Source organism: Citrobacter sp. Cf118 (genome assembly GCF_030334095.1).
Taxonomy (GTDB): domain Bacteria; phylum Pseudomonadota; class Gammaproteobacteria; order Enterobacterales; family Enterobacteriaceae; genus Citrobacter; species Citrobacter freundii.
Genome location: NZ_JAOWES010000083.1, coordinates 135,001 through 161,346, shown reverse-complemented (window position 1 = coordinate 161,346; position 26,346 = coordinate 135,001). Strand labels below are relative to the sequence as shown.

Here is a 26,346-nt window from a genome sequence, read left to right as displayed (position 1 = left end):
ATTTTTTGTCAGAGTAAATAACAAAATTCGGCAACCAGGTTTAAAAGGTGAAGTAGATCACTAAGAAAAGGAAAATAAAAAGGCGCGAGAGAAACCCGCGCCGGAAATTAATTAAAGTGAAATTACAGCGGCTGCGTTTGGGCTTCTACAACCGCCAGCGCCACCATATTAACGATACGACGAACAGAGGCGATCGGCGTTAATACATGAACAGGTTTCGCAACTCCCATCAGCACCGGGCCAACCGTTACGCCTTCAGAACTGGAAACGCGTAGTAAGTTGTAACTAATACGGGCCGCTTCCATATTCGGCATCACCAGAATATTCGCTGAGCCTTTCAGAGGACTGTCCGGCATGCGGTCATTACGGATACTTTCCACCAGCGCGGCGTCGCCGTGCATTTCGCCGTCAATCATCAACTCTGGCGCGCGCGCCTTAATCAGCTCCAGCGCTTCGCGCATTTTGCTGGCCGACGGGCAGTCAGAGGAACCAAAGTTGGAGTGCGACAGCAACGCCACCTTCGGTTCAATACCAAAGCGACGCACAGTCTCTGCCGCCATCACAGCGATTTCCGCCAGTTGCTCAGGCGTAGGATCGTCGTTGACGTAAGTATCGGCGATAAAAGTGTTACCACTTGGCAGCAGCAAGGCGTTCATCGCCCCAGCAGTATGCACGCCGTCACGATGACCAAACACTTCTTTCACCACGCTGAAGTGCTCATGGTAGTCACCAATCGTACCGCAGATCATCGCATCCGCTTCGCCACGCTGCACCATGATTGCACCGATCACTGTAGTGTTGGCAATCACCGCACGCTGCGCCTGCTCCTGGGTGATCCCACGGCGCTTCATAATCTGGTAGTACTCGCTCCAGTACTCTTTAAAGCGTGGATCGGATTCGTTGTTGACGATCTCAAAATCGACGCCCGCTTTGATCTGCAGCCCCAGTTTCTGGATACGCATTTCAATAACGCTCGGACGACCGATCAGGATTGGTTTTGCCAGCCCTAAAGTAATCAGCTCCTGAGTAGCATGCAGTACGCGCGCTTCTTCCCCTTCCGTCAGCACCACACGCTTCGGCGCTTTGCGTGCCAGGGAGAAAATTGGCTTCATGAACAGGTTGGTTTTGTAGACGAATTCAGTCAGCTTATCGATGTAAGCGTCAAAGTCGGCAATCGGACGCGTGGCCACACCAGAGTCCATCGCTGCTTTCGCCACAGCAGGGGCGATTTTGACGATCAGACGCGGGTCGAACGGTTTCGGAATGATGTATTCCGGGCCGAAGCTCAGGTCCTGATCGCCATAAGCAGAGGCCACCACTTCACTCTGCTCGGCATGCGCCAGCTCAGCAATGGCGTGCACCGCCGCCAGTTTCATCTCTTCGTTGATGGCCGTTGCACCGACATCCAGCGCACCGCGGAAGATGAACGGGAAGCACAGGACGTTGTTAACCTGGTTCGGGTAGTCTGAACGGCCAGTACAAATGATTGCGTCGGAACGCACCTCTTTTGCCAACGGCGGCAGGATTTCCGGTTCCGGGTTAGCGAGTGCCAGAATCATTGGCGCACGCGCCATCTTCTTAACCATTTCCTGCGTCAGCACTTTCGGACCGGAGCAACCGAGGAAAATATCTGCGCCGTCAATGACATCATCCAGCGTACGCTTACCGTCATCCACCACCGCATAAGCCGCTTTGGTTTCCGCCATGTTCGGTTCGCGGTCTTTGTAAATCACGCCTTTGGAGTCACAGACCACAATATTGTGTTTCTGCATACCCAGCGCTACCAGCAGGTTCATACAGGCAATCGCCGCTGCGCCTGCGCCAGACACCACCATGCGCACGTCGGAGATATTTTTCTCAACCACCCGCAGACCGTTCAGAATTGCGGCAGTACTGATGATTGCCGTACCGTGCTGGTCATCGTGGAAGACCGGAATATTCATGCGTTCGCGCAGCTTTTGCTCAATGTAGAAACACTCCGGCGCTTTGATATCTTCGAGGTTGATACCGCCAAACGTGGGTTCCAGGGCCGCAACCACATTGATAAATTTATCCGGATCGAGTTCATCGACTTCAATGTCGAACACGTCGATCCCGGCGAATTTCTTAAACAGAACGCCTTTACCTTCCATCACCGGTTTGCCGGCCAGTGCGCCAATATTGCCCAGGCCCAGCACCGCCGTACCGTTGGAAATAACCGCAACCAGGTTGCCGCGCGCGGTGTATTTGTAGGCTGCCAGCGGGTCCTTTTCAATTTCAAGACACGGTGCAGCCACGCCCGGCGAGTAGGCCAGCGCCAGGTCGCGCTGCGTTGCCAGAGGCTTGGTCGGAGAAACCTGGATTTTACCGGGTACCGGAAATTCGTGGAAATCGAGGGCGCTTTGTTTTAACTGGTCATCCATCTTGTTGTTCCTTTCACGTATCTATCAAAAAAGTGGCGCGGATAACCATTCTACTGAGCCGCACATTATCACCTCAGTCAACAGCACAAACTTTGAAGGTCCCCAAACTCTCACCATTCAAAGAAAGAATTTGTTATCAATTTATAACAGCCATGTTACCTGCTTAATCCAGCAATACCATGCTTGTCTGCTATGCTTTTTGCTGACAACGCCCGCAATTTTCCCAAAAGTGTGAATCACAACACGCATCTAACACTTTACTTTTCAAGGAGTATTTCCTATGACCCGTAAAGAGCTTGCCAATGCCATTCGTGCGCTGAGTATGGATGCCGTCCAAAAAGCTAACTCCGGCCACCCAGGAGCACCAATGGGGATGGCCGATATCGCCGAAGTGCTGTGGAACGATTTTCTACGCCATAACCCGACCGATCCCACCTGGTACGATCGTGACCGGTTTATTCTGTCCAACGGCCACGCCTCAATGCTGCTTTACAGCCTATTGCATCTTTCCGGTTACGACCTGCCGATCGAAGAATTAAAGAACTTCCGTCAGCTCCATTCAAAGACGCCAGGTCACCCGGAAATTGGCTACACGCCGGGCGTGGAAACCACCACCGGACCGCTGGGCCAGGGTTTAGCCAACGCTGTCGGCATGGCCATTGCCGAACGCACGCTGGCAGCGCAGTTTAACCAGCCGGACCATGAGATTGTTAACCACTTTACCTGGGTCTTTATGGGCGACGGCTGTCTGATGGAGGGTATTTCACACGAGGCTTGTTCGCTGGCGGGCACGCTGGGGCTTGGCAAACTCATCGGCTTCTACGATCACAACGGCATCTCAATTGATGGCGAAACCGACGGCTGGTTTACCGACGATACTGCAAAACGCTTTGAGGCTTACCACTGGCATGTAGTACACGATATTGACGGTCATGACCCTGAGGCGGTGAAAAAAGCCATTCAGGAAGCGCAGACTGTTACCGATAAACCGTCGCTGATTATCTGCCGCACGGTGATTGGTTTTGGCTCACCGAATAAAGCCGGGAAAGAGGAAGCGCACGGCGCTGCGTTGGGCGAAGAAGAGGTGGCGCTGACCCGGCAGAAACTGGGGTGGCATCATCCTGCTTTTGAAATCCCCAAAGAGATTTACCGGGCGTGGGACGCACGCGAGAAAGGCGAAAAAGCGCAACAGAGCTGGAAGGAGAAATTCGCAGCTTACGAACAAGCCTACCCGGAACTGGCGGCAGAGTTTACTCGCCGGATGAGCGGCGGACTGCCTAAGGAGTGGGAAGCAACAACCCAGAAATATATTACCGACCTGCAAGCCAACCCAGCCAAAATAGCCACCCGTAAAGCTTCGCAAAATATCCTGAATGCCTATGGGCCGATACTGCCAGAACTGCTCGGCGGCTCGGCGGATCTGGCACCCAGCAACCTGACCATCTGGAAAGGCTCCTCCTCTCTTAAAGAGGATCATGCAGGAAACTACATCCACTACGGCGTGCGGGAATTTGGCATGACCGCCATTGCCAATGGTATCGCGCACCACGGGGGCTTCGTACCTTACACTGCCACGTTCCTGATGTTTGTCGAATATGCCCGCAATGCCGCGCGCATGGCGGCGCTGATGAAAGCCCGACAAATCATGGTTTATACCCACGACTCGATTGGCCTGGGGGAAGATGGTCCCACGCACCAGGCCGTCGAACAACTCGCCAGCTTGCGACTGACGCCGAATTTCAGTACCTGGCGACCATGCGATCAGGTTGAGGCGGCAGTAGGCTGGAAGCTGGCGGTCGAACGCCATGACGGGCCAACGGCGCTGATCCTCTCGCGGCAGAATCTGGCGCAGGTTGAGCGCACGCCTGAGCAAGTGCAGCAAATTGCCCGCGGCGGCTATGTGCTGAAGGACGGCGGCGGTAAGCCGGATGTTATCCTGATTGCTACCGGTTCAGAAATGGAAATCACGCTGCTGGCGGCGGAAAAACTGACCGGCGAAGGCCGTAACGTGCGGGTAGTTTCTCTGCCTTCAACCGATATCTTCGACGCCCAGGATGAGACGTACCGGGAGTCGGTCCTGCCGGCAAACGTCAGCGCGCGCGTGGCGGTAGAAGCCGGTATTGCCGACTACTGGTACAAGTATGTTGGGCTGAAAGGGGCGATTGTTGGGATGACGGGCTATGGGGAGTCGGCTCCGGCGGACAAGCTGTTCCCGTTCTTCGGCTTTACGGTAGATAACATCGTCGACAAAGCACACAAGGTGCTTAACGTGTGATCCACAGTGTGGGCCAGGCATCTGGCCCATGCCAGTTATCACAACTTGGCTCCTGGGCATAGCGCACCAGGCGAAAACGCTGACTATCGTAGCGCCAGCGGGTCTGGATACCGCAATCTGCCAACCCTCGTCCTTTAGCGAGGGTAACCAGTTCCCGCGACTTTTCGTCAAACGCAGCGTTGGTCAGCTCCATATCGCGACTTTCCGCATCCGTTTTAAAAGGCAGGCTTAACCGTACCGCGCGTGAAGTCAGCGGGGTTGTACGTGAAACCACCCACGCCAGATCGATAGTGTTATACGCTCCGGCCTCACAGCCAATCATCAGCAGCGCTTTATCATCCGTTAGGGCCGTGACGCGCATCTCGCGACGCAGCGGATCGATAGAGCAACGAATACCGTTGATTCGCCAGTTACCATAGTCCAGCAGTTCACTGCGCTCTTGCTGTGTGAGAGGCGTTGGTGTTGGGTTAATGACCGCTACGCCTTTCAGCGCGGGGGCAGGAGGTACACTGAGCGGAGGCTCGTCACCTTTTTCGATCCATGCGGTTTCGCTGCCAACCCGTTTTTGCTGGGCATCGATAAACAACAATGCGGCTTTTAGCCCGAGCAGCGAAAGATTTTGCGCACCTTTTTGCAGGGTAATCGCCTTCGCGTCCTGTACGGTTTGTAAAAATGCGCTAATGGTGGCCGGATCATCGGTCATCAGTTGCCATGGGGTAACACGCCAGTGCTCGCCGATCAGCGAGAGCGGCGCGCCATCCAACAACAGACGCGGCGCAATATCTCTCTCTTTGACGTTGGACGATTCCAGCCCGCCCAGCTCAATACGCAACACGGCGTCAGTATGTGCCCCGGCGCTGCGGCTCAAGGTCATGACCAGGCCGTGGTGCTCTCCGGTATTGCGCGCCACGCAAAAATTTTGGTTATTACACGTCACCTGCCAGTCAGAAAACGCCTGTTGCGCGGGCGCAGCCCAGAGCAATCGGGCTGGTAGCAACCCGAGCAGGAAAAGGAGAATAACGCGATAGCGCATGGACGGTACAACCCCGAAGTCAAAACACACAGCCTAAGCGGTATCTTCCTTGCGCGACTGATGTGGCTCAATAAGAATTGTCGGATTGGCCGTAAATTTGTAAAGAAATATAAATCCCGCGCATTAGTCCATGAGATGCGACGACTGCAAATAGTTCAACAATAGCACCGTTTTACCGTCACGGATCTCACCCGTTTTGATCATTTCCAGCGCCTGTGTGAACGGCAGTTCCAGAACTTCAATGTCTTCATCTTCCACACCGCCACCAGCGTTTGCTCGCTGGCTGTCACTGTATTGTGCAATGAAGAAGTGGATTATTTCCGTCACGCCGCCCGGCGACATGTATAACTCAAACAGTTTGCGCACTTCGCCCACTTCAAAGCCGGTCTCTTCAATGGCCTCTTTGCGAATGCACGCTTCCGGTTCGTCGTTATCCAACAGCCCAGCGCAGGTTTCAATCAGTTGACCATCTTCATTACCGTTGACCCAGGTGGCGACGCGGAACTGGCGAATTAAGACCACCGTTTTCTTTTCCGGGTTATACAGCAGGATTGTGGCACCGTTACCGCGATCGTAAACCTCGCGTTTATGACGAATCACCTCCCCAGTGCTACGGGTCAGGTCATAGGTGATATTGCGCAGGATGAAGTAGTTATCGGAGAGGACTTTATCTTTGATGAGGGTAATTTTTTGCGACATACCGGCTCCACAGCAAGAAGTGAGAAATAATACTACGCCGTGAAACCGGGTTTGTCTTGGAACAATGTAGGCCTGATAAGCAAAGCGCCATCAGGCATTCATGCGGCACATTGCCGGATGACAACGCTAACGCGTTTTATCCGGCCTGGACGCCGATTAGTGAGATTTGACTGATTTTACGCCCAGCCAGTCGACGATCCCCTGGGCGGCGTGCCGCCCCTCCGCCATGGCCGTCACCACCAGATCCGCACCGCGTACCGCGTCGCCACCGGCAAAGATTTTCGGGTTACTGGTTTGGTAACGGAATGCGCTTTCAACATCGGCGGCAATGCGCCCCCAGTTATCGACCTTAACGCCATGCGACTCCAGCCACGGCATGCCGTGTGGGTGAAAACCAAACGCCATGATCACCGCATCTGCGGGCATCACAAACTCACTCCCGGCGATAGGAACCGGGCGACGACGCCCCTGCGCATCAGGTTCGCCAAGTTGGGTACGTAAGAAACGCACGCCGCTGACTCGCCCATCGGCATGCAACACCAGCTCAACCGGCTGGACGTTAAACTCGAAGTTTGCCCCCTCTTCCCGGGCGTTCTTCACCTCTTTTTTCGAACCCGGCATGTTGGCTTCATCACGACGATAGGCGCAGGTCACCTGGCTTGCACCGTGGCGCAGCGCGGTACGTACACAGTCCATGGCCGTATCGCCTCCGCCCAGAACCACCACGTTCAGTCCGGCGGTATCGATAAACGGTTCTTCAGGCAACTCATCCAGCCCCATCACCTGCTTGGTGTTGGCAATCAGGAACGGCAGCGCATCATATACGCCTGGCGCGTCTTCATTTGGCAGGTCCGCCTTCATGGAACGATAGGTTCCCACCCCCACGAACACGGCATCGTAATCCTCCAGCAACTTTTCAAGTGCGACGTCCTTACCCACTTCACAGTTAAGTTCGAAATGAATCCCCATAGCGCTGAAGATTTCACGGCGACGCGTCAGCAGCGATTTATCCAGTTTGAAGGCCGGAATACCGAACGTCAGCAAACCGCCAATTTCAGGATGGCGATCGTACACGGTGGCACTGATACCGCTACGCGCCAGCACATCCGCGCAGGCCAGACCCGCCGGACCCGCGCCAATAATGGCAACACGCTTGTCCACTTTCTGCACATGGCTTAAGTCCGGCCGCCATCCTTTACTCAGCGCCCGATCGGAGATGTAACGCTCAATATTACCGATGGTGACTGCGCCATGCTCACTACGCACCGTGCATGCCCCTTCGCAGAGTCGATCCTGCGGGCATACACGCCCGGTCACCTCCGGCAAGCAGTTGGTTTGATGTGAAAGCTCAACCGCGGCATCGATGTTTCCGGCTTTGACCAGCTCAATCCACTGCGGAATGTGGTTATGCAACGGACAGGTCCATTCGCAAATACTGTGGTCGCCGCATTTCAGGCAGCGAGAGGCTTCCCGCTCCGCCTGCGCCGTACGAAACGGCAGATAGATCTCTTCAAAGCTGGTTTTCCGGGCATCAATCGCCAGTTTATCCGGTTCACCACGCGCAGGCGTCGCCTGCATTTGCTCACGTTTGGTGATGACATGTGGAACAAAATCGGTAGTGCTGGCGTGCCATGGCTGGCTTTCCAGACTTGCGGTACGCAGCCTGCGCGCTTTTGACAGACCGGTAAGCGAATTTTCCGTCACCAACTGTAACGCCTGCGCCGGGCAGTTCTCTACGCAGGCGGGCCCCTGTTCACGCCCCTGGCACAGATCGCATTTGTGCGCGGTGGCTTTCACCTTCCCTTTGGCGACAGGAGTGAGTACGATCTGCATCGTGCCGAAAGGACAGGCAACGACGCACGATTTACAGCCAATGCACTTTTGCGGGTTCACCTGAACGCTGTCGTTATCATGGCTAATTGCCCCATTTGGGCAACTTCTGGCGCAGGGTGCATCTTCGCAGTGGTGACAGGTCACCGCGCTGCGCTGCTGCTGATGTTTAATGACGGTAATTCGGGGCTGAAAATGCCGTTGGCTCAGGACATGCTGTTCGCCATTGTGAGCCATGACGCAGGCGACCTCACAGGCATGGCATCCCAGGCACTGCTGGCTATTGACCATAATAAAACGATTCATGGCTTCCTTCTTTTTTGGTTGCAAAAACCTTATTCTTTATAAGAGTGTTATTAACCGACACGGAAGGAAGCGGCAATGTTCATTTGCCCAGGAAGCACAACTATTTATGCAGAACCTGTGGCAGATCAATTTATTTCATCGCATATGAAATTGTGTTTCAGTTACCATCCAGTTTCATGGCGTTTTATTAACCTTTATCAAATACACCGCATCGTTCACGCTGTTTTCAGGCGCGACGTGTATTGTGTGAGGATGCACAAGTGACGGTAAAGCGTCCGGTCTCGGCCAGTCTGGCTAAAGCTTTTTTCTACATAGTGCTGCTGTCAATTCTCTCAACAGGTATTGCGCTGCTCACGCTGACCAGCAGCTTGCGAGATGCCGAAGCCATCAACGTTGCTGGCTCATTGCGCATGCAAAGCTACCGTCTGGGTTACGATCTGCAAAGCCAGAGCCCGCAGCTTAACGCCCACCGCCAGCTTTTCCAGCAGGCGCTAAACGCACCAGCATTACAGAATCTGAATGCGTGGTATGTGCCACAAGCGGTAAAAAGCCGCTATGGACGTCTGCATGCTAACTGGCTGGAAATGAATGCCCGCCTGATCGACGGCGATTTAAAATGGTACCAGGCCAATATCAACAACTACGTCGATCAAATCGATCTCTTCGTGCTGGCGTTGCAACATTATGCCGAGCGTAAAGTCATGCTGGTATTTGGCATCTCGCTGGCGGGCGGGATCGGCATATTCACCCTCGTCTTCTTTACCCTGCGGCGCATTCGCCAGCAGGTAGTGCGTCCGCTGAATAAACTGGTGATGGCCAGTCAGCAAATTGAACACGGTCAGTTTAATATCCCACCGCTGGATACCGGTTTGCCCAATGAACTGGGGTTGCTGGGCAAAACGTTTAGCCAGATGTCGAGTGAATTACACAAGCTGTATCGCTCACTGGAAGCGTCTGTTGCCGAGAAAACTCACGATCTCCATGAAGCCAATCGCCGTCTGGAGGTGTTGTATCAGTGCTCCCAGGCGTTAAATACCAGCCAGATTGACGTGCACTGCTTCCGCCATATTTTACAGATCGTCCGCGAACATGACGCCGCGTATTTCCTTGAGCTCACCGTCGGTGATAACTGGCGGATTAGCGAAGGGACTAAAAGCCTGGAGCTGCCGATGCAGATCCTGCCGGTCACTATGCAGGAAACCGTCTACGGCGAACTGCACTGGCAAAGTCCAAACGTCAATGCTTCTACTCCGCTGCTTAACAGCGTTTCCTCAATGCTGGGACGCGGGTTGTACTTCAACCAGGCACAAAAACATTTTCAGCAACTGTTGTTAATGGAGGAGCGAGCGACGATTGCACGCGAACTGCACGACTCGCTGGCACAGGTGCTCTCTTATTTACGCATTCAGTTGACGCTGCTGAAGCGTTCAATTCCGGAAGATAACGCCCCAGCGCAAAGCATCATGGCGGATTTCTCCCAGGCGCTGAACGATGCCTACCGTCAGCTACGCGAACTGCTCACCACCTTCCGTCTGACCTTACAACAGGCAGACTTACCCTCCGCCCTGCATGAAATGCTGGAAACGCTGCAAAATCAAACCTCAGCTAAACTCACACTCGACTGTCGGTTACCCACGCTGGCGTTGGATGCGCAAATGCAAGTGCACCTGTTGCAGATCATCCGCGAAGCGGTGCTGAACGCCATTAAGCATGCCAGTGCGAGCGAAATTGCCGTCAGTTGCGTAACGGCTCCGGACGGCAACCACACGGTTTATATCCGCGATAACGGCATCGGCATTGGCGAGCCGCATGAGCCTACAGGGCACTATGGACTAAATATTATGCGTGAGCGGGCGGAAAGACTAAGCGGCACGTTGACCTTCTCTCAACCTTCCGGAGGAGGAACGTTGGTAAGCATCAGTTTCCGTTCGGCTGAATCAGACAGTGATCTAACGTAAAGAACCGCAAAGCGCCGTCGGGTCTGGATCCAGGCCTGACGGCGTTGGCACGAAAGGTATGCTGTAAACGGGCATGATAATTTACATTATCTTCTTTTTTTCTCCACGTTTGACCCGTACCTTGCCGCTAAAGTGAAGCAAGCCATACCCATAACGATACGCAGAAACACGAGGTCCTCTTTTAATGGCGAATTTTTTCATCGATCGCCCCATTTTTGCCTGGGTGTTAGCTATCCTGTTGTGCCTGACAGGAGCCCTGGCTATTTTTTCACTGCCCGTTGAGCAATATCCCGATCTGGCGCCGCCAAACGTACGGGTCACCGCCAACTATCCTGGCGCCTCGGCTCAGACTCTGGAAAACACCGTCACCCAGGTGATCGAGCAGAACATGACTGGTCTCGATAACCTGATGTACATGTCGTCGCAGAGCAGCGGGACAGGCCAGGCATCAGTTACACTGAGCTTTGTCGCCGGAACCGATCCTGATGAAGCCGTCCAGCAGGTGCAAAACCAGCTGCAATCGGCAATGCGTAAACTGCCGCAGGCGGTACAGGATCAGGGGGTCACGGTGCGTAAGACCGGGGACACCAATATTCTGACAATCGCCTTTGTCTCCACCGATGGCTCAATGGATAAGCAGGACATCGCCGACTATGTCGCCAGTAACATTCAGGATCCGCTCAGCCGTATTAACGGCGTGGGGGATATTGACGCTTACGGCTCACAGTACTCCATGCGTATCTGGCTTGACCCGGCCAAACTGAACAGTTTCCAGATGACCGCTAAAGATGTGACCGACGCTATCGAGTCACAGAATGCGCAGATTGCGGTCGGACAACTTGGCGGTACGCCTTCGGTGGACAAGCAGGCGCTGAACGCGACGATCAACGCCCAGTCGCTACTGCAGACTCCGGATGAATTCCGCGCCATTACTCTACGTGTCAACCAGGATGGCTCAGAAGTTAAACTGGGCGATGTGGCGACGGTCGAAATGGGTGCTGAAAAGTATGATTACCTCAGCCGCTTTAATGGAAATCCTGCCTCCGGTCTGGGCGTGAAGCTGGCTTCAGGTGCCAATGAAATGGCGACGGCGGAACTGGTCATTAACCGTCTGAACGAGCTGTCGCAATATTTTCCACATGGGCTGGAATATAAGGTGGCATATGAAACCACCTCCTTTGTCAAAGCCTCAATCATCGACGTGGTAAAAACCCTGCTGGAAGCGATCGCGCTGGTATTCCTCGTGATGTACCTGTTCCTGCAAAACTTCCGCGCCACGCTGATTCCCACCATCGCCGTTCCCGTCGTCCTGATGGGTACCTTCTCCGTGCTTTACGCCTTTGGCTATAGCGTTAACACCTTGACGATGTTTGCGATGGTGCTGGCGATCGGCCTGCTGGTCGATGACGCCATTGTGGTAGTGGAAAACGTCGAGCGTATTATGAGTGAGGAAGGGCTCACACCGCGGGAAGCGACACGGAAATCGATGGGGCAAATCCAGGGCGCGCTGGTTGGTATTGCCATGGTGCTGTCGGCGGTGTTTATCCCGATGGCCTTCTTCGGCGGCACTACCGGGGCTATTTACCGCCAGTTCTCGATTACTATCGTCTCCGCAATGGTGCTGTCTGTTCTGGTGGCGATGATCCTCACTCCTGCTCTGTGCGCCACCCTGCTCAAACCGCTGCATAAGGGCGAGCATCACGGACAAACCGGTTTCTTCGGCTGGTTTAACCGAATGTTTAATCGCAACGCCGAGCGCTACGAAAAAGGCGTTGCCAGGATCCTGCACCGCAGCCTGCGCTGGATACTGATCTACGGCCTGCTGCTCGGCGGAATGGTTTTCCTGTTCCTGCGCCTGCCAACCTCCTTCCTGCCGCTGGAAGACCGCGGCATGTTTACCACCTCGGTACAGCTGCCCAGCGGCTCCACACAGCAGCAAACATTGAAAGTGGTTGAGGAAGTAGAGAAGTATTACTTCACCCATGAGAAAGACAACATTATGTCGGTCTTTTCCACGGTCGGTTCAGGCCCTGGCGGGAACGGTCAAAACGTGGCGCGTATGTTTGTCCGTTTAAAAGACTGGGATGAGCGCGACACCACTACCGGAACCTCTTTCGCCATCATTGAACGTGCGACCAAGGCCTTTAATAAGATTAATGAAGCCCGCGTCTTCGCCAGTAGCCCTCCGGCTATCAGTGGCCTCGGAAGCTCTGCCGGTTTCGATATGGAGCTGCAGGATCACGCTGGTGCGGGGCATGACGCGTTAATGGCCGCGCGCGACAAGCTGATTGAGCTGGCCGGGAAGGATTCTTCCCTGACCCGCGTTCGTCATAACGGTCTGGACGACAGCCCGCAGTTGCAAATTGATATCGATCAGCGCAAAGCCCAGGCACTGGGCGTTTCCATCGATGACATCAACGATACATTGCAAACGGCCTGGGGTTCCAGCTACGTCAATGACTTTATGGACCGCGGTCGCGTGAAGAAGGTTTACGTGCAGGCGGCAGCAAAATATCGCATGCTCCCTGACGACATCAATTTGTGGTACGTCCGTAATAACAACGGTGGCATGGTGCCTTTCTCGGCCTTTGCCACGTCGCGCTGGGAAACCGGTTCACCGCGTCTGGAACGCTACAACGGCTACTCCGCGGTCGAGATTGTCGGAGAAGCCGCGCCCGGCGTCAGTACCGGTACAGCGATGGACATAATGGAATCGCTGGTGCGCCAGTTGCCGACCGGATTCGGCCTCGAATGGACTGCGATGTCTTATCAGGAACGGCTGTCGGGTTCTCAGGCCCCCGCCCTGTACGCCATTTCTCTGCTGGTGGTATTCCTGTGTCTGGCGGCCCTGTATGAAAGCTGGTCAGTTCCCTTCTCCGTCATGCTGGTTGTGCCGCTGGGGGTCATTGGTGCTCTGCTGGCGACCTGGATGCGCGGTCTGGAAAACGACGTGTACTTCCAGGTCGGGTTACTTACCGTTATCGGGCTATCGGCGAAGAACGCAATATTGATTGTTGAATTCGCCAATGAGATGAACGAGAAAGGACACGATCTGCTCGATGCCACGCTCCACGCCTGTCGCCAGCGCTTGCGTCCGATTCTGATGACCTCGCTGGCGTTTATCTTTGGGGTTCTGCCGATGACCATCAGCAGTGGCGCAGGTTCTGGCGGTCAACATGCGGTGGGGACAGGCGTAATGGGTGGAATGATTTCAGCCACTATCCTGGCGATTTACTTCGTGCCCCTGTTCTTTGTGCTGGTACGCAGACGCTTCCCGTTGAAACCGCGCCCGGAATAATCGGGCACAAAAAAGGCGACTTACGTTGAGTCGCCTTTTTTTATCCTTTACAGGATATGAATTTCTTCCAGAAAATTATTTACGAAGCATCACTTCGATAAAGTCTTTCCAGTTCCCCAGTTCACGTTCAATCATAACAACCTCTCTTATTATTATGAGCATTCTACAAAATCATCATCATCAAAAGAAGAACATTTAACCGATGGTTGTGATTACATCCTCCCGTGTTTGGGGTTTATGTGATCACTATGCGCCATACCCATAAATTTTATGTGACTTACTGCAATATTTTGAAATATTCATACATCATCTACTACTTTTGCAATTCTGATGGAAAAACAGGCTGATGCAAACAGGCAGATTCTGATTTTTAGTTATACGGTATTTTTGGAGCTTTCAGGAATCATTATTCACTGTTGTTCAACAATGTTATATTTTTCTATAACGATTGAATGACAATATGTATTATTCATTGCCACATAATAAAAGAAAAAATATTCAAATTACGTCAATAAGGATTCAAATGATCACCCTCTACGGCATTAAGAATTGCGACACGATTAAAAAAGCCAGACGCTGGTTGGATGCACAAGGTATTGACTATCGCTTTCATGATTATCGCGTCGACGGTCTTGACAATACGCTATTACAGTCCTTTATCAGCGAATTAGGTTGGGAAACGCTGCTCAATACACGTGGAACCACCTGGCGTAAACTCGATGAATCCACGCGCAGTCAAATCACCGATGCGGCTTCCGCCGCCGCATTGATGATTGAAATGCCAGCAATTATCAAACGCCCATTGCTCTGCGCGCCGGGTAAGCCTATGCTGCTTGGTTTCAGTGAATCCAGTTATACTCTGTTTTTTAATGAGGTGTAGTCTATGTCGTGCCCGGTTATTGAGCTGACACAGCAGCTTATTCGCCGTCCTTCCCTGAGCCCGGATGATGCCGGGTGCCAGGCGTTAATGATTGAACGCCTGCGCGCGGTAGGTTTTACCGTTGAGCGTATGGATTTTGGTGACACACAGAATTTTTGGGCATGGCGCGGTAAAGGTGAGACCCTGGCATTTGCCGGTCACACCGACGTAGTGCCCGCCGGCGATGTCGATCGTTGGATCAATCCACCGTTCGAACCGACCATTCGCGATGGCATGCTATTCGGGCGTGGCGCTGCCGATATGAAAGGCTCACTGGCAGCGATGGTCGTGGCCGCAGAGCGTTTTGTCGCCCAGCATCCAAACCATCAGGGTCGTCTGGCATTTTTGATAACGTCCGACGAAGAAGCCAGCGCCAAAAACGGCACCGTAAAGGTGGTTGAAGCACTGATGGCGCGTAATGAGCGACTGGATTATTGTCTGGTTGGCGAGCCTTCCAGCACGGAAATCGTTGGCGACGTGGTCAAGAATGGACGTCGTGGTTCACTGACCTGCAACCTGACCATTCATGGCGTGCAGGGGCACGTAGCCTATCCGCATCTGGCCGATAACCCGGTACACCGCGCGGCGCCAATGCTCAACGAACTGGTGGCGATTGAGTGGGACCAGGGTAACGAGTTCTTCCCGGCGACCAGCATGCAGATTGCCAATATTCAGGCAGGTACCGGCAGCAACAACGTTATCCCCGGAGAACTGTTTATCCAGTTCAACTTCCGTTTCAGCACTGAGCTGACCGATGAGATGATTAAAGCACGGGTTCACGCGCTGCTGGAGAAACATCAGTTGCGCTATACCGTCGACTGGTGGCTTTCCGGTCAGCCGTTCCTGACTGAACGCGGTAAACTGGTGGATGCAGTAGTGAACGCCATTGAGCACTATAATGAAATTAAACCGCAGTTACTGACTACAGGCGGGACGTCCGACGGGCGCTTTATTGCCCGCATGGGGGCACAGGTAGTCGAACTTGGGCCGGTCAACGCCACTATTCATAAAATAAATGAATGTGTTAATGCCGCCGACCTGCAGCTGCTTGCCCGTATGTATCAACGTATCATGGAGCAACTCGTCGCCTGATGAGTGTTCCTGCAAGAGGAAAAATACATGGACTGGCTAGCAAAATATTGGTGGATTCTGGTGTTGGTGTTTCTGGTAGGCGTGCTGCTTAACGTTATCAAAGATCTCAAGCGCGTCGATCCAAAGAAATATCTGGCCAACAAACCGGAGCTTCCCCCGCATCGTGACTTTAACGATAAATGGGATGACGACGACGATTGGCCGAACAAGGATCAACCGAAGAAATAATTTCCAGGCCAATAAGTCACGTAGGCCCGGTAAGCGTTAGCGCCACCGGGCGTTAAGTGCCGGATGGCAACGCTTCGCGTTTTATCCGGCCTGCGGTTATCAATCAGATCATCTCAATCACATCATCATCGTGAGGCTTACCGCCGCTCAGCGCTTCATCAAAATAGTGCTTCGGTACGGTAAAACGCAGATGATCGAGCGCAAACTGCATGCTGCGTTCATCAATGGCGTGTCCCAGGTTTTCGACGATATCCAGCGTCACATCCCCACCCGCAGCAATTAATGCCTCCTGCGCGGCAACGGCATGGGAGAGCTCTATCACCCGGTCTTCACCACCGTGAATCAAATGCACCGTCGTTGCGGTAGTTGCAACCTCCGGTAAGGTGGCATAGCGACCATTGAAGGCAATGACCCGCGACGCCAGCCCCGGCTCGGCTTTGATGCTCTCAAGCGACATAATCGAACCCTGAGAAAAACCAATCAGCGCGGTTGCCTGCGGTGAAACGCCGCTTTGTTTCTGCCAGTAGCGCACGGTTTCGATAAACACCGGCATAATCGCGTCGATACGCGCCTGGCGATTCTCTTCCGTTACGCCCTGTACCGAAAACCACTGACGTCCGGAAGTCGTACCGTAAGGCTCTGCCCCGCCAATGCTGACGATTAACGCATCCGGAAACAGCGGCGCAAACCAGGAGCCAATTTCACCCATGGCAACCGGGTTATCCCCGACGCCATGAAACAGCAGCAGTAGCTGTTGAGCGGGTTTATCGGGACTTTGAACAACAAAATGGTCATGTTTCATGGCGATCTCCTTAACTGATGAGAATCATTCTACGCCGCTTAACCGCAATGACCATGCCAGGAAATTGAAGATGTTAGTGAAAAAATTGCCATTGCATAATGCGATTATGTAGCCGCTGTTCACGTTCAGCATCCAGCTGATTTAACGCTTGTGCCGCTTCGGCGCGCTGAACGACCAGCAGCGCTTTACGACCTGAGATCTTCAGCTGTTGGCACAATTCGGCGTCGCTGCGTTTAGCCTGTATACGTCCGCGCAATGCCGGAAGAGGTAATTCACTGTGCTCAAGCAGACGACTCAGACAGCCTAGCGACGTCAATAATGGCCGATGCGCGAAGGCAAACCCAGCCAGCTCAGCCCAGTCATCCTCATTAAGCGTAGTCTCTTTCAGCGGGACCAGCGGAATGCTCTCACCATTCCATCGCGCAAGGATTTCCGCGTCACGCCGCAAATGCTGGTGCTCCCGCTCGGCAAGGCGCTTTCCCGCTTCGCTGATCGGCAGCAACGCCATGGCGGTATAACAGCCGCTGCTGGCTTCCCGGTGATTTCCCATTCGCACCAGCACAAAACCGCAGCGCTGCCAGAAACGCCATAGTTCAGCCGTATACCCAAAACTGACCGACAGATAGTCACACGATGTGGAATAGTGGTGGGCCAGCACAATCAGCTGTTGCCCAATACCTTCTCTTTGGCGCGCAGGATGAACCGCAATTCGACTGACTCGCCTCCCGACGAGCGTCGCCGCCAACGGGTCACCACCGTGCGCCGCCAGCGACTGCGCAACCAGATTCCCCCTCGGTCGACGATATCCGGCCCAGACGGCCTGGCTTAATTCTGCGGATAGTCCCCCTTCATCGACCAGCCAGACAGCACCCGCCACTGAGTCAGCGGTTGATGCCTGAAGAAAATGCTGACCGGGCGCGTCCATCATTCGCCGCAGGTCTAATGGCGAGGTGCGATAATGCGCTCCGGAGAGCAACTGGTATACCGCTAACGGCAGCGCCGGGCTAGCATCCCAGGACTGTTGCTCAAATGCCGAGAAGTGAAGCTCCCCCAATGGGGCATGCGTGAACGTTTCATCATCAAACACCAGCGCATCGCTGACAATTTGCTCCAGCGGACATCCCTGCGCCCAGCGCACGGGTTGTTGCAACTCATAGCGTCGAAGATTGGGGAAGCGGGCGCAGAATTTCAGCAAGAAGCCTCTACCCGTTCCCTCGTAGCCTTGTACTGTAGTGGTTAACAGCGTACGAGGAAAACGCGCCACCAGTTGGTGAAGCAGCGGCGCGGGGATCGCGGCGGCTTCATCCACAATCAGCCAGTCTGCGGTTTCAGAACTGCTTAATAGTGCATCCGGCGCCATAAAGCGGTAACGCTCTGCGGCAAATTGTGCCAGCACATCCGTTGCAGCTTTGGCAGGTGCGGTCACAATCGCAGTGCCGCTAATCCGCGCTATGAGTTGCCCTGCCAGAGCGGATTTGCCCCGACCCCGTGCGGCCGTCACCGCAACCACACCGGGAGGCATAGCCAGCAAATGATTTAATATCATCGCCTGTTCTGGTTGGGGTTCGCCGGTTGCCGCGAGCCAGGCTGCGCGAGCAGGAAAGTGCGGACAGGAAACCGGCTGATGCTGCTGCCAGTGCAGAGCCTGTCTATCGCGGGAAATCACCCGTTTGACGTGCTCAACAAAGTGCGGTGTGGGAATGGGCTCAGCACAATCGCTCCAGCGTAGTGAATCCACGTCCGGATGCGTGTGCCAGGAATGCCAGGGTGGGGTCAGCAAAACCAGCCAACTGCCGGCAAGCAGTGTACCGCTTAAGGCGGCAAACGCCGCAGCGTCAAATCCCTGCCCGGCGTCGAAGACTGCATGACGAAACTCGCGCCCCAGTAACGTTTGCAGCGCCTGTAGCGTACAGTTCGGTTCAGCAGGGGCATTCGCCCCTACCCACAACCAGTCGCCGGGTAATATGTCGCGTAGCGCTAACGCCTGCCCCTGACACCAGTTCTCCTCGCCGCTGATAATCAGCAAACGACGGATCCCCTCACGAGCCATCTGTTCGGTTAACGCCCTCAGCGCAGTGTTATCGGACATCCCTGCCTCTGTATCTTAAATACCTTTACCAAAGGTATTACATTGTCCCGGATCGCCGCTATCAAAACCGCGTTTGAACCAGGTAAAACGCTGTTCAGAGGTTCCGTGAGTAAAGCTGTCCGGTACGACGCGTCCTTGTCCCTGCTGTTGCAGGCGATCGTCACCAATGGCCTGTGCGGCGTTTAGTGCCTCTTCCAGGTCACCAGACTCCAGCACGCCCTGCTGCTGCATGCTGTGGCCCCAGACACCGGCAAAGCAGTCCGCCTGCAGTTCCATACGAACGGAAAGACGGTTCACCTCAGCTTGTGAGGCGTTCTGCTGCATCTGGCGAACCTTCGGTTCAATACCCAGCAGTTTCTGCACGTGGTGACCCACTTCATGGGCGATAACATAGCCCTGCGCAAAATCACCATCAGCGCCCAGCTTGTTTTTCATGTCATCATAGAATGAAAGGTCGATATATACCGTACCATCTGCCGGACAATAAAACGGTCCCATCACGGACTGGCCCGCGCCGCAGCCGGTGCGCGTCGCGCCCCGGTACATCACCAGCTTCGGCTGTTGGTAGGTGCGGCCCATTTTTTCAAACTGCTGTCCCCAGGTATCTTCTGTTGTAGCCAGAATCACCGAGGTAAATTTTGCCGCTTCATCATCGTTTGGGCTGATGGAGCGTGATGATTGTTGTTGGGAGACCGGCTGGCCGGTCATTAATCCGGTGAGATCCACGCCATAATAACCCGCCACCAGCACCACAATCAGCAGGATGATACCGCCTTTACCACTGGGCAGACGAAAACCAGGCCCACCCATAGAGGGGCCGCCGCCAGAGCTGTTTCGTCTGTCTTCCACGTTGTCACTTTCACGACGCCCTTGCCAGCGCATAATCACCTCAACTTTTTATTCATTATGATGATGATCGTAGGCGGTTCGGAACAGGATTACCATAAGAAATAGTAATCAAATCAGGTGCGGTTAATGAGCCGGAGAGCGATCGCCGGCTCAGGGGAAGATTAGTCTAACTTCACACCCAGGCGATGCGCGACGGCTTCATAGGCTTCGATCAGGCCGCCCAGACTCTGGCGGAAGCGATCTTTGTCCATTTTATCCAGCGTTTCTTTGTCCCACAGGCGGCTACCGTCCGGTGAGAATTCATCACCCAGGACGACTTCACCTTTATACAAACCAAACTCAAGTTTGAAGTCGACCAGAATCAGACCAGCATCATCAAACATCTTTTTCAGCACGTCGTTAGCTTTGTAGGTCAGCTCTTTCATACGTGCCAGATTCTCTTTGCTCACCCAACCAAAAGTTTCGCAATAGGAATCGTTAATCATTGGATCGTGCATAGCATCGTTTTTCAGGAACAGATCAAACAGCGGCGGATTCAGTTCAATACCTTCCTCAACGCCTAAACGCTTAACCAGAGAGCCTGCCGCGCGGTTACGTACCACACATTCAACCGGTACCATATCCAGCTTTTTCACCAGACATTCGGTATCAGAAAGCAGTCGCTCCATCTGGGTAGGAATACCCGCTTCTTGCAGTTTAGTCATAATGAAATGGTTGAATTTGTTGTTCACCATGCCTTTACGGTCAAACTGTTCAATGCGCGCGCCATCCCCTGCTGACGTATCATTGCGGAATTCGAGCACCAACAGGTCCGGGTTTTCCGTGCTGTATACGGTCTTCGCTTTACCACGATACAACTCAGCTTGCTTTTGCATCTTTATTACTCCTGGGTGTGAATTAACGATAAATATTGCGTTTTTCTGCCGACGCACACGTTTGCGTATCATATCAGAAAAAAAGGGCTGGAGTTATCCAGCCCTTTATTTTTACTTACTGAACGCTGCCTGGAAGACGGCGACCAGCGCGTCGTTCTGGCTTTGCGTCAGGGTATGCCCCTTCGGATCGATAAACTGCAAGCTACTGCGGTTGTCTAAATCACCGACCTGCAGTTTATAGTCGCCGGATACCAGACCTGGGTCACTTGCGCCCAGCTCCTGCCAGCTGCTATCAGACAGAGGTTTGTAGGTCACCGCGATGCTACCCTGAGAACGGGTGCTGTCGGTTACCTTCATCCCCACTTTCTCAAGCGCTGCTGGCAGACGCTGCCACACCACGTTGAACGGTCCGCGTACCACCAGCATTGGTAAACCGGTGTCATCGGCTGCGCTCTGAACATCCATGGTGGCTGCAGAGCGGTTCTGCGCGGCATTCGCGGCGTCGGTGGCGTTCTTATCCAGACCAGCAGAGATAACGTTCATCATCTCAGCGCTGTAACGCTGCATTGATGCCGCATCGGCTACGGGTTTGCCCGCCTGCTCGAGGTTAATCAGTTTCACCGTTACCGCTTGCTGATAGCCCTGCGGTTTAACCGAGATTTGATAACGTCCACGGTACTGCTCGTCTTCATCCAGACGGTTCCAGTCAACCCAGTCGGTGGTCAGCGTCTGGCTGGCATCATCACGTTTGGTGATCGTGTAGTTTTTAGACTGAATGACGCTCACGACCTGCGGCCACAGCGTGTTACCACGACCATTTTCCACCAGCAACGTTGAGGTATCGCCTGCGATTTGCGTGCGAGCGCCAGTGACTAACGCTAACGGCTGAGCCGGTGGACGAATATCCAGCGCTTTACCCACGGCACCACTGCCGTTGGTTACCGGGATATTATAGTCGCCCGACATAACCGGCAAAATCATCCCAGCTGGAGCATGAAGCTCAGCAAGCGGTGCGGCCTCCAGATAGGATTCATCACCGCTCACCTGGCGCTTATAGCGCGAGTCAGAGCTACAGGCCGCGAGCAACATAACAAGCGAAACACCCGCAACCTTGGCCAGGCGCGACTTTTGTACTGAGTAAGCCATCAAATCTCCCTAAACTTTACAGCAAACCGGCATGCTTAAGTGCCGCTTTGACGATTTCACGAGCATTGTCCGTGATTGGCGTCATCGGCAGACGTAGCGTATCGGTCGCCACAAGTCCCAACTCCTTACACGCCCATTTCACGGGAATAGGATTGGGTTCGACAAATAGTTTGTTGTGTAACGGCATCAGACGCTGGTTAACCACCCGCGCCTCGGCAAATTGCCCGGCTGCCGCCAGTTTGCACATTTCAGCCATATCACGTGCCGCAACGTTAGACGTTACGGAAATCACGCCATGACCACCGAGCTGCATAAAATCCAGTCCGGTCGCGTCATCACCGCTGAGCAGAATAAAGTCGTCCGAAACCAGCTCTTTGATCTGGTGAACGCGACTTAAGTTCCCCGTGGCCTCTTTAATAGCGATAATATTTTTAACTTTCGCCAGACGACCAACGGTTTCCGGCAGCATATCGCAGCCAGTACGGGACGGCACATTATACAGAATTTGCGGCAGGTCAGTATGCTCAGCGATGGCTTTGAAATGCTGGAACAAACCTTCCTGGGTTGGGCGGTTGTAGTAAGGCGTCACCGTCAGGCAGCCAACAACACCGCTGTCGTTGAAACGCTGCGTCAGACTAATGGCTTCCGCGGTCGCATTGGCGCCGGTTCCGGCAATAACCGGAATACGCCCGTCAGCCAACTCCAGCGTCATCATCACCACATCGCCATGTTCATCATGACTCAGGGTGGCGGACTCACCGGTGGTGCCAACAGAAACGATCGCCGAGGTGCCGCTGGCGACATGATAATCAATCAGTTTTTTCAGGCTCGACCGGCAGACTTTACCTTTCTCATCCATCGGCGTAACAAGCGCGACAATACTTCCCGTGAACATGGGCCATCCTCTGTGCAAACAAGTGTCTCAATGGTACGTTTGGTACGACAATAAAAGCAAGCGACCAGAGCCGTTCTGATTGTTGTATGCATGTTTTTTTTATGCTTTCCTTATGATTACCTCACCGCTCAAAGGAAGAACAGGTTTGACATCGTCATCGCAACACTATCTGGTCATTACTGCGCTGGGTGCCGACCGCCCAGGAATTGTGAACACCATCACACGTCATGTCAGCAGTTGCGGCTGTAATATCGAAGACAGCCGACTGGCCATGCTGGGTGATGAGTTCACGTTTATCATGTTGCTGTCGGGCACCTGGAATGCCATCACCCTGATTGAATCAACCCTGCCATTAAAAGGCGCAGAGCTTGATTTACTCATTGTGATGAAGCGCACGACCGCGCGCCCTCGTCCGGCGATGCCTGCTACGGTATGGGTGCAGGTCGATGTCCCTGATTCTCCCCATTTGATTGAACGCTTCACCGCACTGTTTGACAGCCACCAAATGAATATTGCGGAACTGGTTTCACGCACGCAACCGGCTGAGAATGGAAAGGCGGCGCAGTTGTTTATTCAAATTACCGCACATAGTCCTGCGTCACATGATTCGGCAAATATTGAAGATGCGTTTAAAGCACTCTGTACAGAACTCAATGCGCAAGGCAGTATTAACGTCGTCAATTACTCACAGCATGATGAACAGGATGGAGTTAAGTAATGAACCCACTGAAAGCCGGTGATATCGCACCGAAATTTAGCTTGCCGGATCAAGACGGAGAACAAGTAAATTTAACCGACTTCCAGGGACAGCGTGTTCTGGTTTATTTTTACCCGAAAGCCATGACACCCGGCTGTACCGTACAGGCCTGCGGCTTGCGCGATAACATGGATGAGTTAAAAAAAGCTGGTGTTGAAGTGCTGGGGATCAGCACCGACAAACCAGAGAAGCTTTCCCGATTCGCGGAGAAAGAAGTCCTGAATTTCACGCTCCTGTCCGATGAAGATCATCAGGTTTGCGAGCAGTTCGGCGTCTGGGGTGAGAAGTCATTTATGGGCAAAACCTACGATGGCATCCACCGCATCAGCTTCCTGATTGATGCCGAAGGCAAAATTGAGCACGTGTTCGATGACTTCAAAACCAGCAATCACCACGACGTGGTACTGAACTGGCTGAAAGAGAACGCCTGATTTACGTTTTGCTGGAAAAAGCCTGATGGCGCTTCGCTTATCAGGCCTACACAGCTTATTAATATTGCGAAACTTGTAGGCCGGGTGAGGCGTAGCCGCCACCCGGCATAAACGTGAATCTGTACTTTTTCAGGCTGACATCCGCATAAACGTTTATTCAAACGTCCCTTTTACGCAGGCTTTCTTCTCTCTGACCACGGCTTTTCCCTTCGCCCAAAGGTGATTAACCTCCAACGCATCGTTAAGCACCAGAATGTCCGCATCGCATCCCACCGCCAGGCGCCCCTTATGTTCGAGCCCCAAAAATTCTGCGACCGTACGCGTCAGCGGACAGAGCGCCTGTTCCAGCGGTATGGCATGAACTTTCACCAACTGGCGCACCGTTTCAGCCAGTGATTCAAACCCCGCGACACCGATACCGATGAGATTACCTAACTCATCAAATTCCGGCTGGCTGCCGTTGCCATCCGAGCTAAGGGTAATGCGCGACAGTGGCACGTTCTGCCGCAGCGCCGTGGCGATAGCCGTGGCGGGGTCGACGGGCTCATCAATGCTGCTGGTAATGTCGATATAACCGCCTTTACGAGCATACTCCAGCGCCGCCTGGAACAACGGTTCCGCACGGTTAACGTGTGTCGGCAACAGTTTAGTAATCGGCACATCGCAGCAGTTGAGGATCTGGTACAACGGTTCCAGCATGCGCGGGCTATCGCCCATATGGAATACACTGATCCCCGATTTGCGTCCTAACAATCCACCGACGCGCGACAGCGCTGCCATGTTTGCCAGCACCGAGGTATCTGGGGCTGAGGAACGATGGTCCGAAATCGCACATTTTACGCCAATGATTTTATCGATCAGCGCCACGTCGCGATCGATGCTGCCGGTGATGGTCGGGGAAGGCAGAGAATACGCCCCAGTAAGCATCCATGCACTGATGCCTTCAAACTCCAGCGCGCGGGTTTTTGCCAGCAGCGATTCCGGGTGACGGGTAATGCCATCGGTACCCAGCAAACCGACTACCGAAGTTACACCAGCTTCAACCAGGCGTGACAAGCGTACTTCCGGCGTGCGGGTATGCGGCCCTGCTTCCCCGCCGCCGCCAATCAGATGGACGTGTTGATCGATAAATCCTGGGCACACAATCGCGCCGTCAAGATTGATACACTCACAACCGGGAAAGTCTTCAGGAGAAATTGACGGGGCGATGGCAACAATTTTACTGCCGGAGACCAGTATATCCTGTCGCCCTAAATCTTCCGGCGCGTACACGTGTCCCTGCTGGAACAACGTCAAATTAAGAATTGAACAGTTCATAACCTTCCTTGTCAGGCAATTACCTGCATAACCCAAATAGAGAGCAGCGCATTAATGACGCATACCGCAATAATCAGCGGGTAGTAACGGGGATGGACCCCCGCAGTTCCCAGGCAGCGTCCCACATTTTGCACCGGATTGCCCATCAGGTAGATAGCCGGTAGCAATACAGTCGCATCATGTCCCGAAAGCGTACCAGCAACAACCAGACTGGCACAAACGCCGACGCCGCCTCCCATACTCATCACCGCCGCCAGCAGCACGGTGGCAGATTCCCCCGGTAGCCCCCACAACGCCATCACCGGTTCGCACACCCGCCCGACAATCTCGAGCAATCCCGTCACCTTCAGCGCCTGAATAATCACAAACGCCATCACCACGTTAGGTAACAGACTGGTTGTAGCAATTGTAAACCCGCGCCGCGCGCCATCGATAAACATATCCATGACGTTTTTACGTACCTGCGTTGTCATCTCAGACCTCCTGCTGCAGACGGCGATTTTCAAGCTGCGCGATCCACAAACGCAGCAGGTTCGCTCCCACAAATTTGAAGACAAGGATCACCGCCAGCGGCGTAATCACCGGAACGGTAACCACCGTAAACAGCGCAGCGCCAGAGGAAAAATAGTTGGTAATACACGCGCTGCCGCTGGTTTGCCAGCAGGCAAAAATGGCACGCTCCTGTTCAGTAATAATGCCCTCTTCCGCCATCTCTTTGGTCATCCCTGCCGCGGCATCGGTATTTTGCAAATTCGCAATCAGCGCCAGCGAACATACTCCCGGAATACCGAGTAACGGGCGCAGGACCGGCGTCATCAGCTGTTGTGCCGCACGTAAGCCACCTAACCCTTCGGTGACGGAGATAATCCCGAGTGAAAGAATGACGGAAGGTGCCAGCTCAAGTGCGAATAAGAAGCCGTCTTTGGCTCCCATCCCTCCAGAGCCGCGAAAAGAGACCGCCGTATCGCCTGCGGCATTAATCTGCCCAAAGGCGCCGTTGAGGACGGTGAAGTCAAAGACCCGCCACCATTCGGTACTTTTCGCAAACATGCCGGAAAAAAGGATAATCGTAATAAAAAAAGCGAGATAACCGCCCCATCCCACCTTTTGCTGCGTGTGTGTGTTGTGACCCATTTTGTTCTCCT

General features: G+C 53.7%; 22 protein-coding genes. 8 read left to right on the top strand and 14 right to left on the bottom strand.

The window, feature by feature from the left end; genetic code table 11:
* Window positions 1-122: 122 nt before the first annotated feature.
* A complete protein-coding gene (gene maeB, locus OGX67_RS11170) occupies window positions 123-2,402 on the bottom strand; it encodes an NADP-dependent oxaloacetate-decarboxylating malate dehydrogenase (protein ID WP_003838520.1) in 2,280 nt (759 codons plus the stop codon).
* A gap of 280 nt (window positions 2,403-2,682) precedes the next feature.
* On the opposite strand from maeB, the gene tkt reads away from it, so the two are divergent.
* On the top strand, window positions 2,683-4,677 hold the full coding sequence (gene tkt / locus OGX67_RS11165; RefSeq protein WP_257651535.1) for a transketolase: 1,995 nt from the start codon (window positions 2,683-2,685) through the stop codon (window positions 4,675-4,677).
* Here the strand turns inward: tkt and OGX67_RS11160 are convergent.
* The 3 genes from OGX67_RS11160 to aegA all read right to left on the bottom strand — a co-directional run bounded on the left by OGX67_RS11160 (window position 4,667) and on the right by aegA (window position 8,545).
* On the bottom strand, window positions 4,667-5,710 hold the full coding sequence (locus tag OGX67_RS11160) for a DUF1176 domain-containing protein (RefSeq protein WP_257651536.1): 1,044 nt from the start codon (window positions 5,708-5,710) through the stop codon (window positions 4,667-4,669). The genes tkt and OGX67_RS11160 overlap by 11 nt on opposite strands.
* A gap of 123 nt (window positions 5,711-5,833) precedes the next feature.
* Window positions 5,834-6,409, bottom strand: a complete 576-nt coding sequence (gene nudK / locus OGX67_RS11155; protein ID WP_003838513.1) for a GDP-mannose pyrophosphatase NudK — start codon at window positions 6,407-6,409, stop codon at window positions 5,834-5,836.
* 156 nt (window positions 6,410-6,565) lie between these two features.
* A complete protein-coding gene (gene aegA / locus OGX67_RS11150; RefSeq protein ID WP_257651537.1) occupies window positions 6,566-8,545 on the bottom strand; it encodes a formate-dependent uric acid utilization protein AegA in 1,980 nt (659 codons plus the stop codon).
* Between the two features lie 260 nt (window positions 8,546-8,805).
* Here aegA and narQ point away from each other — a divergent pair, with 260 nt between their 5' ends.
* Both narQ and acrD read left to right on the top strand, forming a co-directional pair.
* Window positions 8,806-10,503, top strand: coding sequence for a nitrate/nitrite two-component system sensor histidine kinase NarQ (gene narQ / locus OGX67_RS11145; RefSeq protein WP_003037982.1), 1,698 nt, complete (start codon window positions 8,806-8,808; stop codon window positions 10,501-10,503).
* A 184-nt stretch (window positions 10,504-10,687) separates the two neighbouring features.
* The gene (acrD, locus tag OGX67_RS11140; RefSeq protein WP_257651538.1) at window positions 10,688-13,801 is read left to right on the top strand and encodes a multidrug efflux RND transporter permease AcrD; all 3,114 of its coding nucleotides are present in this window, start codon (window positions 10,688-10,690) and stop codon (window positions 13,799-13,801) included.
* A gap of 75 nt (window positions 13,802-13,876) precedes the next feature.
* Here acrD and ypfM read toward each other — a convergent pair whose 3' ends face one another.
* Window positions 13,877-13,936, bottom strand: coding sequence for a protein YpfM (ypfM, locus tag OGX67_RS11135; RefSeq protein WP_001386977.1), 60 nt, complete (start codon window positions 13,934-13,936; stop codon window positions 13,877-13,879).
* A 388-nt stretch (window positions 13,937-14,324) separates the two neighbouring features.
* On the opposite strand from ypfM, the gene OGX67_RS11130 reads away from it, so the two are divergent.
* From OGX67_RS11130 to OGX67_RS11120, 3 genes are read left to right on the top strand one after another with little or no spacing between them, the layout of a single operon-like run.
* Complete coding sequence (locus tag OGX67_RS11130) at window positions 14,325-14,681, top strand: ArsC family reductase (protein ID WP_257651539.1); 357 nt, start codon at window positions 14,325-14,327, stop codon at window positions 14,679-14,681.
* A gap of 3 nt (window positions 14,682-14,684) precedes the next feature.
* Window positions 14,685-15,812 carry a succinyl-diaminopimelate desuccinylase gene (dapE, locus tag OGX67_RS11125; RefSeq protein ID WP_003037976.1) on the top strand — a complete coding sequence of 376 codons (1,128 nt, stop codon included), beginning with the start codon at window positions 14,685-14,687 and terminating at the stop codon, window positions 15,810-15,812.
* 27 nt (window positions 15,813-15,839) lie between these two features.
* Window positions 15,840-16,040, top strand: a complete 201-nt coding sequence (locus OGX67_RS11120; RefSeq protein ID WP_003037974.1) for a membrane protein — start codon at window positions 15,840-15,842, stop codon at window positions 16,038-16,040.
* Window positions 16,041-16,143: 103 nt separating this feature from the next.
* Here OGX67_RS11120 and ypfH read toward each other — a convergent pair whose 3' ends face one another.
* The 6 genes from ypfH to dapA form a co-directional block, all read right to left on the bottom strand.
* Complete coding sequence (gene ypfH, locus OGX67_RS11115; protein WP_003037972.1) at window positions 16,144-16,842, bottom strand: esterase; 699 nt, start codon at window positions 16,840-16,842, stop codon at window positions 16,144-16,146.
* 73 nt (window positions 16,843-16,915) lie between these two features.
* Window positions 16,916-18,931: a tRNA(Met) cytidine acetyltransferase TmcA gene (locus OGX67_RS11110; RefSeq protein WP_257651540.1), complete on the bottom strand. Its 2,016-nt coding sequence runs from the start codon at window positions 18,929-18,931 to the stop codon at window positions 16,916-16,918.
* Between the two features lie 15 nt (window positions 18,932-18,946).
* On the bottom strand, window positions 18,947-19,813 hold the full coding sequence (gene ypfJ / locus OGX67_RS11105; protein ID WP_003037967.1) for a KPN_02809 family neutral zinc metallopeptidase: 867 nt from the start codon (window positions 19,811-19,813) through the stop codon (window positions 18,947-18,949).
* Between the two features lie 128 nt (window positions 19,814-19,941).
* Window positions 19,942-20,655, bottom strand: coding sequence for a phosphoribosylaminoimidazolesuccinocarboxamide synthase (gene purC / locus OGX67_RS11100; RefSeq protein ID WP_003037964.1), 714 nt, complete (start codon window positions 20,653-20,655; stop codon window positions 19,942-19,944).
* Window positions 20,656-20,766: 111 nt separating this feature from the next.
* Entirely contained in the window at window positions 20,767-21,801 is a 1,035-nt protein-coding gene (bamC, locus tag OGX67_RS11095; protein ID WP_003037961.1) for an outer membrane protein assembly factor BamC, read from the bottom strand.
* 16 nt (window positions 21,802-21,817) lie between these two features.
* A complete protein-coding gene (gene dapA / locus OGX67_RS11090; RefSeq protein WP_257651541.1) occupies window positions 21,818-22,696 on the bottom strand; it encodes a 4-hydroxy-tetrahydrodipicolinate synthase in 879 nt (292 codons plus the stop codon).
* A gap of 145 nt (window positions 22,697-22,841) precedes the next feature.
* Here dapA and OGX67_RS11085 point away from each other — a divergent pair, with 145 nt between their 5' ends.
* Entirely contained in the window at window positions 22,842-23,414 is a 573-nt protein-coding gene (locus tag OGX67_RS11085; RefSeq protein ID WP_003037954.1) for a glycine cleavage system transcriptional repressor, read from the top strand.
* The gene (gene bcp / locus OGX67_RS11080; RefSeq protein ID WP_003037951.1) at window positions 23,414-23,884 is read left to right on the top strand and encodes a thioredoxin-dependent thiol peroxidase; all 471 of its coding nucleotides are present in this window, start codon (window positions 23,414-23,416) and stop codon (window positions 23,882-23,884) included. The genes OGX67_RS11085 and bcp overlap by 1 nt, the downstream gene beginning before the upstream one ends.
* A gap of 153 nt (window positions 23,885-24,037) precedes the next feature.
* Here the strand turns inward: bcp and iadA are convergent, their stop codons facing one another.
* The 3 genes from iadA to OGX67_RS11065 are packed head-to-tail and all read right to left on the bottom strand — an operon-like array spanning window position 24,038 to window position 26,335.
* On the bottom strand, window positions 24,038-25,201 hold the full coding sequence (gene iadA, locus OGX67_RS11075) for a beta-aspartyl-peptidase (RefSeq protein ID WP_257651542.1): 1,164 nt from the start codon (window positions 25,199-25,201) through the stop codon (window positions 24,038-24,040).
* Between the two features lie 11 nt (window positions 25,202-25,212).
* Window positions 25,213-25,674, bottom strand: a complete 462-nt coding sequence (locus OGX67_RS11070) for a YjiG family protein (protein WP_003037948.1) — start codon at window positions 25,672-25,674, stop codon at window positions 25,213-25,215.
* Window position 25,675: 1 nt separating this feature from the next.
* Entirely contained in the window at window positions 25,676-26,335 is a 660-nt protein-coding gene (locus OGX67_RS11065) for a nucleoside recognition domain-containing protein (protein WP_003847228.1), read from the bottom strand.
* Window positions 26,336-26,346: the final 11 nt, after the last annotated feature.

Coding starts and splice junctions, on each gene's coding strand:
- maeB (WP_003838520.1), bottom strand. CDS start 2,402: ATGGATGACCAGTTAAAACAAAGCGCCCTCGATTTCCACGAATTTCCG.
- tkt (WP_257651535.1), top strand. CDS start 2,683: ATGACCCGTAAAGAGCTTGCCAATGCCATTCGTGCGCTGAGTATGGAT.
- OGX67_RS11160 (WP_257651536.1), bottom strand. CDS start 5,710: ATGCGCTATCGCGTTATTCTCCTTTTCCTGCTCGGGTTGCTACCAGCC.
- nudK (WP_003838513.1), bottom strand. CDS start 6,409: ATGTCGCAAAAAATTACCCTCATCAAAGATAAAGTCCTCTCCGATAAC.
- aegA (WP_257651537.1), bottom strand. CDS start 8,545: ATGAATCGTTTTATTATGGTCAATAGCCAGCAGTGCCTGGGATGCCAT.
- acrD (WP_257651538.1), top strand. CDS start 10,688: ATGGCGAATTTTTTCATCGATCGCCCCATTTTTGCCTGGGTGTTAGCT.
- OGX67_RS11130 (WP_257651539.1), top strand. CDS start 14,325: ATGATCACCCTCTACGGCATTAAGAATTGCGACACGATTAAAAAAGCC.
- dapE (WP_003037976.1), top strand. CDS start 14,685: ATGTCGTGCCCGGTTATTGAGCTGACACAGCAGCTTATTCGCCGTCCT.
- OGX67_RS11120 (WP_003037974.1), top strand. CDS start 15,840: ATGGACTGGCTAGCAAAATATTGGTGGATTCTGGTGTTGGTGTTTCTG.
- ypfH (WP_003037972.1), bottom strand. CDS start 16,842: ATGAAACATGACCATTTTGTTGTTCAAAGTCCCGATAAACCCGCTCAA.
- OGX67_RS11110 (WP_257651540.1), bottom strand. CDS start 18,931: ATGTCCGATAACACTGCGCTGAGGGCGTTAACCGAACAGATGGCTCGT.
- ypfJ (WP_003037967.1), bottom strand. CDS start 19,813: ATGCGCTGGCAAGGGCGTCGTGAAAGTGACAACGTGGAAGACAGACGA.
- purC (WP_003037964.1), bottom strand. CDS start 20,655: ATGCAAAAGCAAGCTGAGTTGTATCGTGGTAAAGCGAAGACCGTATAC.
- bamC (WP_003037961.1), bottom strand. CDS start 21,801: ATGGCTTACTCAGTACAAAAGTCGCGCCTGGCCAAGGTTGCGGGTGTT.
- dapA (WP_257651541.1), bottom strand. CDS start 22,696: ATGTTCACGGGAAGTATTGTCGCGCTTGTTACGCCGATGGATGAGAAA.
- bcp (WP_003037951.1), top strand. CDS start 23,414: ATGAACCCACTGAAAGCCGGTGATATCGCACCGAAATTTAGCTTGCCG.
- iadA (WP_257651542.1), bottom strand. CDS start 25,201: ATGAACTGTTCAATTCTTAATTTGACGTTGTTCCAGCAGGGACACGTG.
- OGX67_RS11070 (WP_003037948.1), bottom strand. CDS start 25,674: ATGACAACGCAGGTACGTAAAAACGTCATGGATATGTTTATCGATGGC.
- OGX67_RS11065 (WP_003847228.1), bottom strand. CDS start 26,335: ATGGGTCACAACACACACACGCAGCAAAAGGTGGGATGGGGCGGTTAT.